This is a genomic window from Pseudomonas sp. GM50 (genome assembly GCF_000282375.1).
Lineage (GTDB): Bacteria > Pseudomonadota > Gammaproteobacteria > Pseudomonadales > Pseudomonadaceae > Aquipseudomonas.
Genome location: NZ_AKJK01000112.1, coordinates 63804 through 70554 on the forward strand (window position 1 = coordinate 63804; position 6751 = coordinate 70554).

Here is a 6751-nt window from a genome sequence, read left to right on the forward strand (position 1 = left end):
TCAATCCTTTTGACTGAGGCGGCGGTCTGGCAATTGCGACTCCATCGGGCCACCCAATACTTTCAGGTATTCCAGCAGCGCCCAGCGTTCCTCCGGTTGCAGCAAACGACCAATGACGCCGTTACCGCGTTCGCTTGCGCGGAACTCGTGGCCGCTGTTGTGATTGCCGGTAATGCGCGTGTCGAACACAAAACCGTTGGTGAAGGCTTCGGTGCGATAACCCAAGTGTTTAGGGTCGTATTCGAAGGTGCCTTTGTAGAACGTGGTCGCGCGTTCACTTTGTGGCGAGAGCAATTGATAAAGGCTCGGTACCGAACCGTTGTGCAGAAACGGCGGCGTGGCCCAGACGCCCGCCAAAGGTCGGGCTTTGTAGCTACGCAACTCTTGAACGCCGATCGGCAGGCCGAATCCGTCCAGGTTCGGGCGCTCCGCGGGTGTCACATTGGCTTCGCGGTAGGCCTGCTTGCTCACGAAAGCAGTGACATAAGCGAGTCCCTTGGCCACTGACAACTGGCTCATATCCAATGGTTCTGTGGGTTTGGGATGCAGTTGTACGTCCAGTTGCGCAAGCTCTGCCGGATCCCACTGCAAGGCCGTCAAATCGAAGCGATGGTCGGCGATGTTGTTGGCGGCGCCGGCGTCTGTGCCAATCAACGCCACAGGCAGCAATTTCAGATGCTGCACTGCCCTGCCATCGCTTTGGGAGACGCGGGGTACGTGGCACCCGGCGCAGTTTTCAGCGAATAGTTCGCGGCCTTTTGCGGCCAAGGGCTTGTCGATGTTGCCCAGCAGGGCTTCCGGCCAGGCAGGCGGTTTGAGTCGTTGCAGGGTTTCTTCGATCCGGTGCAGATCGCGCACCCGGACGCTGGACGGGTAACGATCGTCGCCCTTGAGCGGTTGCCCGCTGCTGTCGAAGAAATTCAGCGTGGCGCCCACACCCAAGGCTTCGCCGATATTACGGGCCATCGGTTGCTGCGCCGAACCGTTCCACTGCACCCAGTCGAAGGTCCACATGTCCCACAGTTGCGGGTAGTCCACCGGAGCATTGGCCACGCGGTAGTTGGCGGGTGAAATCGCATCGCCGAAGCTGGCGTTGGCAATGCGTCCGAAGGCGTCGGTGCGGCCGGGGCCTTCTTCGGTGGGGTAGAGGCCGCGATGAGTGTCGTTCCAGGCCACTTTCAAGAAGGTATCGAGTGAGACTTTAAAATCCTGGCGTAGCTGTTGATGACGTGCGTCGTAGTCCTGACCCAGAACGTTGCGGGCGAAACGTTCGAATTTCCAGGGGTTGTAGTAAGTCGAGGCGAGGCTGGCCACCAGTGCCTGGCCGAAGCTGCCGCCACGCAGGGTCGGAACGCTGGACGGCAATACATGCTGGGCCGAGCCGCCGTCGATGCGCACGGCTTGGCCATTGAAGCGTAATTCGCCGGTATGGCAGGCAGCGCAAGTGATGTCCAGATACTCGTCCTGGCTGCCGGGGTTTTGATGACGGGCAAAACCAACGGGCAGGTTACCAGGGTTGTTCGGCGTGGCTTTCTGGCTCGGGTCGATCAGAAAACCAAAGCGTGCGAGGTATTCGGGTGCGGCGAATCGTTTTTGCGAGAAGGGCAACTCCAGGGCGTTGAACCAGTCATAGCGCAAGCCTTTGACCTGGGTACCCTGGGGCGTGAAATAGTAAGCCTGGCGGTCGGCGGCGCTCCATTGCTCCAGGTAATTCACCTGTTGCGCCGGTGACCAGGCAGGCAATTTCGGGTTGGCGACATAGTACAGCACCACGGCGAGGCCAAGCCCCAGCAGTACTGCGATCAGCATCAGTAAACGGAATATGAGGCGCAAGATAAACATCCTTGTCAATTTGTAGCTCTCTTATGCCTCAGCTGACGAAGTGCGGCAAGAGGCCATTACGCCAGAGGCTGTGGGAACCGGTACCCGAGTCTGTGGGAGGCAGATGACAGAAGCTTCATCCATCTATTGCCGAAATGCGTTTAAACACCTGAACTTATCAGGCGTTTCCTGCTCTCATGCCGGTAGCCATTGGTCGTGGCGGCCTGATAAGCTCGCGGCTTTACTCGATTGCCCTTTAGGCGCATGAACAAGGAAATAGCATGAAACAGCATCGGTTGGCGGCGGCGGTGGCCCTGGTTGGCCTGGTACTTGCGGGTTGTGATTCGCAGACCAGCGTAGAGCTGAAAACCCCGGCGCAAAAAGCTTCCTACGGTATCGGCCTGAACATGGGCAAAAGCCTGGCTCAGGAAGGCATGGATGACCTGGATTCCAAAGCCGTGGCCCAAGGCATCGAAGATGCCGTCGGCAAGAAAGAACAGAAGCTGAAGGATGAAGAACTGGTTGAAGCCTTCGCAGCACTGCAAAAGCGTGCTGAAGAGCGTTTGGCCAAGATGAGCGAAGAGTCGGCAGCCGCCGGCAAGAAATTCCTCGAAGAGAACGGTAAGAAAGCCGGTGTCACCACCACCGCTTCCGGCCTGCAATACGAAGTGGTCCAGAAGGCCGATGGCGCTCAGCCCAAGCCGACCGACGTAGTGACTGTTCACTACACCGGTAAACTGACCAACGGCACCGTTTTCGACAGCTCCGTCGAGCGCGGCAGCCCGATCGATCTGCCGGTCAGCGGTGTGATTCCGGGTTGGGTCGAAGGCCTGCAACTGATGCACGTTGGCGAGAAGTACAAACTGTACATCCCTAGCGAACTGGCTTACGGCGCCCAAAGCCCAAGCCCGGCGATCCCAGCCAACTCGGTGCTGGTATTCGACCTGGAGCTGCTGGCCATCAAGGATCCAGCAAAACAAGACGCTACCAAGTAATCAGCGTCTGCTCTTAAAACAACGCCTCGCTTATGCGGGGCGTTGTTGCATCTGGCGTTCAGCGAAGGTAAACAAGGCGAACGGATGCGGTACGCTGGAGTCATAGCCAGTGAGGACGCCAGAGCTAGACGGGCTAAGGCGCCAAGTCAATGAAATCTTGGGTTTTTTTATGTGAGTAAAAAACGCCCGATCTGAGTCAGGCCCTTATGAAACGGGGCTTTCAGCGATGAAATGCAGCTCTGTTCACAAGGTTATCCACAATTTGTGTGGATAACATTTCAGTGGGAGAAAATGATGAAAGCACCCTGGAATTTCGCTCGTTTTCTGCCTCTGGCCGGACGCCTGCTCGCCCGTGGTCGTTTGCCGACCCTGCTGTTCGCTGTTGCCAGTAAAGGCGCGAGCCAGGGCAATCGCCTGGGTAAACTCAAAGATGATCTGCGATTGTTACAGGCACTCTGCCTGGCCTACTGGCGTGGCGAGTACCGGGCCATCAGCCCCAAGGCATTGGTCTCGGTGGTGGCCGGCCTGATGTATTTCCTGAGCCCGGTGGATGCGATCCCGGACTTCATCCCGGTATTCGGCATGCTCGACGACATTGCCGTGCTGGCCTGGTTGATGAAAGTTCTCGATGACGAACTCAACGCCTTTCGGGCCTGGCGCAAGCGTCAGCTGCCGGAAAAGCTCGCAGTGGTCGAACGCCTGCCCGATACCCCGGAACAACTGCAACTTCAGGGCCCGAAAAAAACCTGAACCGATTCAGGATCATCCATATTCATACCCCCGCGACCTTGGCCGCTGTTAGGATTACACTTCTAGGGAAAAGCGCCGACTCGCTAAGTGTCGTTGTCCTACGGGGTAGTCATGGATATTCAGATAATTACACGCGAAGGCGAACCCGAATATGCGGTTCTGCCATGGGCTCAGTATCAGGCTCTACTGAAAGCAGCAGGCATCAAGCAACAACCATCGCACGAGGCCACAGTGCCTCCCGCGGCGGCACCAGACCAGATTCTTCCGGGTCTGGATCAACTACGCAATTTGCGCGAAGGGAAGGGCATCGCCATTGAGGCGCTGGCCCGCACGGTAGGCATCAGCCCGTCATATCTCGCCTTGATCGAAAGCGGTGAGCGTCAACCTGACGCTGCTATTCGCCGCAGCCTCGCCTGGGAATTGACGGTGCCAGGATGGAGGGATGAATCGTGAGCGTACGCATCAGTCGTCAACATTGGGACGGATTGCTGGGGGAGCTGGATCAGGCGCGTCGTCAGCGCCATCTTTTGACTTATCGGGCGTTGCTGGAGCGTTTGCAGCTACCCACGCCGGCCATGCAAACCTTGACCGCAGCCCTTGAGCACCTTGCCGCGCTGGATGCCAGAGCGGAGCAGCCGTTGCGCAGCTCGCTGGTGATCAGCCAGGGCGCGAGTCGCTTGCCGCGCACCGGCTTCTTCGAATGTGTCGAGCGCCTCGGGCGCTTCTCCGGACCGTCCGATGGCGTGGCTGCCGCGTCCTGGCATGCCTCGGAAGTGGTGCGGGTGTTCGAATACGAATACCCCGAGTCGGCGGAAGCCTGAGTGTTTTTACGACTCAAGGCGCGGGCCAGTTACTGGCTGGCCCGCCGGTTGTTCCACTGGTCGTGGTTTGTGCGTCAGCCGCGAGGCTGGAGTTGGCTCGAGGGCCAGTTCGCGCGTATGGCGAACCTGGGTGATGTCGGCGCCCAGAGCTTCTATGGCCACATTCTGACCTTTCGCGGTGTCGGTCTTGGGGCACGCGAGGAGGGTGTGCGACTACTGCGTCTGGCTGCATTGGCGGGGGATGGCAAGGCGGCCTATCAGGTTGGCGTGATCAGCCTGGCCGGTACGCCGAGCAAGGCGCCGGATCCGGCTGAAGCGGCTCGCTGGTGGGAAATGGCGGCGAAGGCCGGGCATCCGTTGGCCGAACTCAAATTGAAAGAGTTGGCGTCCCGCGGTTCTGTGGATTAAGCAATTAAGTGTCTGACAAATGAACGTGGCGTGAGGGCAACCTCCCGCCACGTTTGCGTTTCTGCCTGCTTGTTGATTAATGGAGTGATCATTGGCGAATTACCCTACATCAACATCATCCTTTCCTGACTTCTTTCCTGATTGATTCCCCGCAAAGTCTCGCGCGTTTATTGCTGTGTAGATCCATCGGAGATTTCCTTCAAGTTGTAGCGGTTTGCATGAACTGGTGCGCGATGCGCTCCATCGATAGTCTTCGGGTTGTCACTGCAAATTCAGTGACAGGGCGTGGAAGCCCTTCTATCGTTAGGCGCATCAAGCGCCACCAGTTCGGCGTTTTTTATCGTCTGTGTTTTATGGTGGCTGTGCGCGGGGCGCTTTCGAGTGCGCCAGGTGCCTAACGTCCTGGTCTTCCACACCTGCGTACAGCCGCCACCTATTGCGTGGAAGTGATTTCTGGCGGCTCCAATCCATACGTTAGGAATTAAACAATGACAGCAATTACCCCTGATCCACCCTACGAAAAACCAATCCCCCACCCCAAAAGCCGCTTCATGGCACTCACCAGCAACTGCAACGACATGCCCACGCTGTTCGTCGATACCCATGCGCCGCTCGATGTTTTGTATGACGCTGCCAGCTATCGAATTCGTGCTGTCACCCAAGTGCTTGAGAACTTGTCCATGCGCGGCTCCGTCGAGTGTGATTCGACGATCCTCAGTGATTTTGCCTTGCTTTGTGCCATTCCATTGCGCGATGGCTGTGATGTGCTGGATGTGATTGGGCGGCGGTTGCGGGCGCTGGCTTCGGGCGATGCCTAGCGACGGATTAGTCCTGGAAATTTGCGGTGCCTGAGCGGGCCTCTTCGCGGGCAAGCCTCGCTCCTACAGGTATTGTGTCGTTTGTGGATATTGCGAATGACACAAATGCAAATTAACCCATTGCATGGCTGACAAACGAACGTGGCGTGAGGGCAACCTCCCGCCACGTTTGCGTTTTTGCCTGCTTGGTAATTTAGTTGATCGCTTTTTAGCGAATCCCCCTACATCAACATCATCCTTTACTGACTTCTTTCCTGATCGATCCCCCGCAAAGTCTCGCGCGTTTATTGCCGGGCAGATCCATCGGAGATTTCCTTCAAGTTGTAGCGGTTTGCATGAACTGGTGCGGAATGAGTTCACCCGATAGCCTTTGATGGTCACTGAAAATTCAGTGGTGGGGTGTAGGAACCCTGTATTTGCATCGGTAATGCGCAAGCGTCGAAACCTGATTTGCGGCCGTCAATGGGCGTCCGTAAGATCCGTTACGGCGGCTGTGCGCGGGCACGCTTCGGCGTGGTCGAGTTTCCGATGCTCGGTATTCCTACCCCGCGTATAGCTGCCACCCAAGCCTGTAGGAAGGTTTTTGGCAGCTCCCATTTTCATCGGAAGGTCTCAAATGCCAACACTTCATCCTGATCCACCCTACGAAAAACCAATTCCCCACCCCAAAAGCCGCTTCATGGCGCTCACCAGCAACTGCAACGACATGCCTACGCTGTTCGTCGATACCCACGCGCCGCTCGATGTTTTGACCGAGGTCGCCAGCTACCGGATTCGTGCTGTAACGCAGGTGCTCGAAAACCTGTCCATGCGCGGCTCGGTCGAGTGTGATTCGACGATACTCAGCGACTTTGCCTTGCTCTGCGCCATTCCACTGCGCGATGGCTGTGATGTGCTGGATGTGATTGGGCGGCGGTTGCGGGCTCGGGCTTCGGACTAGAGCCGAGTGGTTTTTGTGGCGAGGGGGCTTGCCCCCGTTGGGCTGCGGAGCGGCCCCAAAACCTGCATTCCGGATTTTTCAGGTACACCGCGGGGCTTGGTTTGGCGACTGCTGCGCAGTCGAACGGGGGCAAGCCCCCTCGCCACATAAGAGCAAGATCAAAAGATCGCAGCCTTCGGCAGCTCCTACAGATTATGC

Annotated in this window: 8 protein-coding genes; 7 read left to right on the forward strand and 1 reads right to left on the reverse strand. The window is 57.5% G+C overall.

Annotated elements, in window-relative coordinates; translation table 11 throughout:
• Complete coding sequence (locus PMI30_RS03940) at nt 1-1833, reverse strand: di-heme-cytochrome C peroxidase (RefSeq protein ID WP_008013933.1); 1833 nt, start codon at nt 1831-1833, stop codon at nt 1-3.
• 269 nt (nt 1834-2102) lie between these two features.
• Here PMI30_RS03940 and PMI30_RS03935 point away from each other — a divergent pair, with 269 nt between their 5' ends.
• The 7 genes from PMI30_RS03935 (at nt 2103) to PMI30_RS03905 (ending at nt 6553) form a co-directional block, all read left to right on the forward strand.
• Nucleotides 2103-2816, forward strand: coding sequence for an FKBP-type peptidyl-prolyl cis-trans isomerase (locus tag PMI30_RS03935; RefSeq protein WP_008013934.1), 714 nt, complete (start codon nt 2103-2105; stop codon nt 2814-2816).
• 294 nt (nt 2817-3110) lie between these two features.
• Nucleotides 3111-3566 (forward strand): YkvA family protein, encoded by a 456-nt coding sequence (locus tag PMI30_RS03930; RefSeq protein ID WP_008013936.1) that lies wholly within the window; start codon nt 3111-3113, stop codon nt 3564-3566.
• 111 nt (nt 3567-3677) lie between these two features.
• On the forward strand, nt 3678-4019 hold the full coding sequence (locus tag PMI30_RS03925) for a helix-turn-helix domain-containing protein (protein WP_008013937.1): 342 nt from the start codon (nt 3678-3680) through the stop codon (nt 4017-4019).
• Complete coding sequence (locus PMI30_RS03920; RefSeq protein ID WP_007898892.1) at nt 4016-4387, forward strand: hypothetical protein; 372 nt, start codon at nt 4016-4018, stop codon at nt 4385-4387. The genes PMI30_RS03925 and PMI30_RS03920 overlap by 4 nt, the downstream gene beginning before the upstream one ends.
• Nucleotides 4388-4795 (forward strand): SEL1-like repeat protein, encoded by a 408-nt coding sequence (locus tag PMI30_RS03915; RefSeq protein ID WP_008013939.1) that lies wholly within the window; start codon nt 4388-4390, stop codon nt 4793-4795. It abuts the gene before it with no gap.
• Nucleotides 4796-5283: 488 nt separating this feature from the next.
• Nucleotides 5284-5613: a hypothetical protein gene (locus PMI30_RS03910; RefSeq protein WP_008013941.1), complete on the forward strand. Its 330-nt coding sequence runs from the start codon at nt 5284-5286 to the stop codon at nt 5611-5613.
• A 616-nt stretch (nt 5614-6229) separates the two neighbouring features.
• Nucleotides 6230-6553 carry a hypothetical protein gene (locus tag PMI30_RS03905; RefSeq protein WP_008013944.1) on the forward strand — a complete coding sequence of 108 codons (324 nt, stop codon included), beginning with the start codon at nt 6230-6232 and terminating at the stop codon, nt 6551-6553.
• The last annotated feature ends 198 nt before the right edge of the window (nt 6554-6751 follow it).

Coding starts and splice junctions, on each gene's coding strand:
- PMI30_RS03935 (WP_008013934.1), top strand. CDS start 2,103: ATGAAACAGCATCGGTTGGCGGCGGCGGTGGCCCTGGTTGGCCTGGTA.
- PMI30_RS03910 (WP_008013941.1), top strand. CDS start 5,284: ATGACAGCAATTACCCCTGATCCACCCTACGAAAAACCAATCCCCCAC.
- PMI30_RS03925 (WP_008013937.1), top strand. CDS start 3,678: ATGGATATTCAGATAATTACACGCGAAGGCGAACCCGAATATGCGGTT.
- PMI30_RS03930 (WP_008013936.1), top strand. CDS start 3,111: ATGAAAGCACCCTGGAATTTCGCTCGTTTTCTGCCTCTGGCCGGACGC.
- PMI30_RS03905 (WP_008013944.1), top strand. CDS start 6,230: ATGCCAACACTTCATCCTGATCCACCCTACGAAAAACCAATTCCCCAC.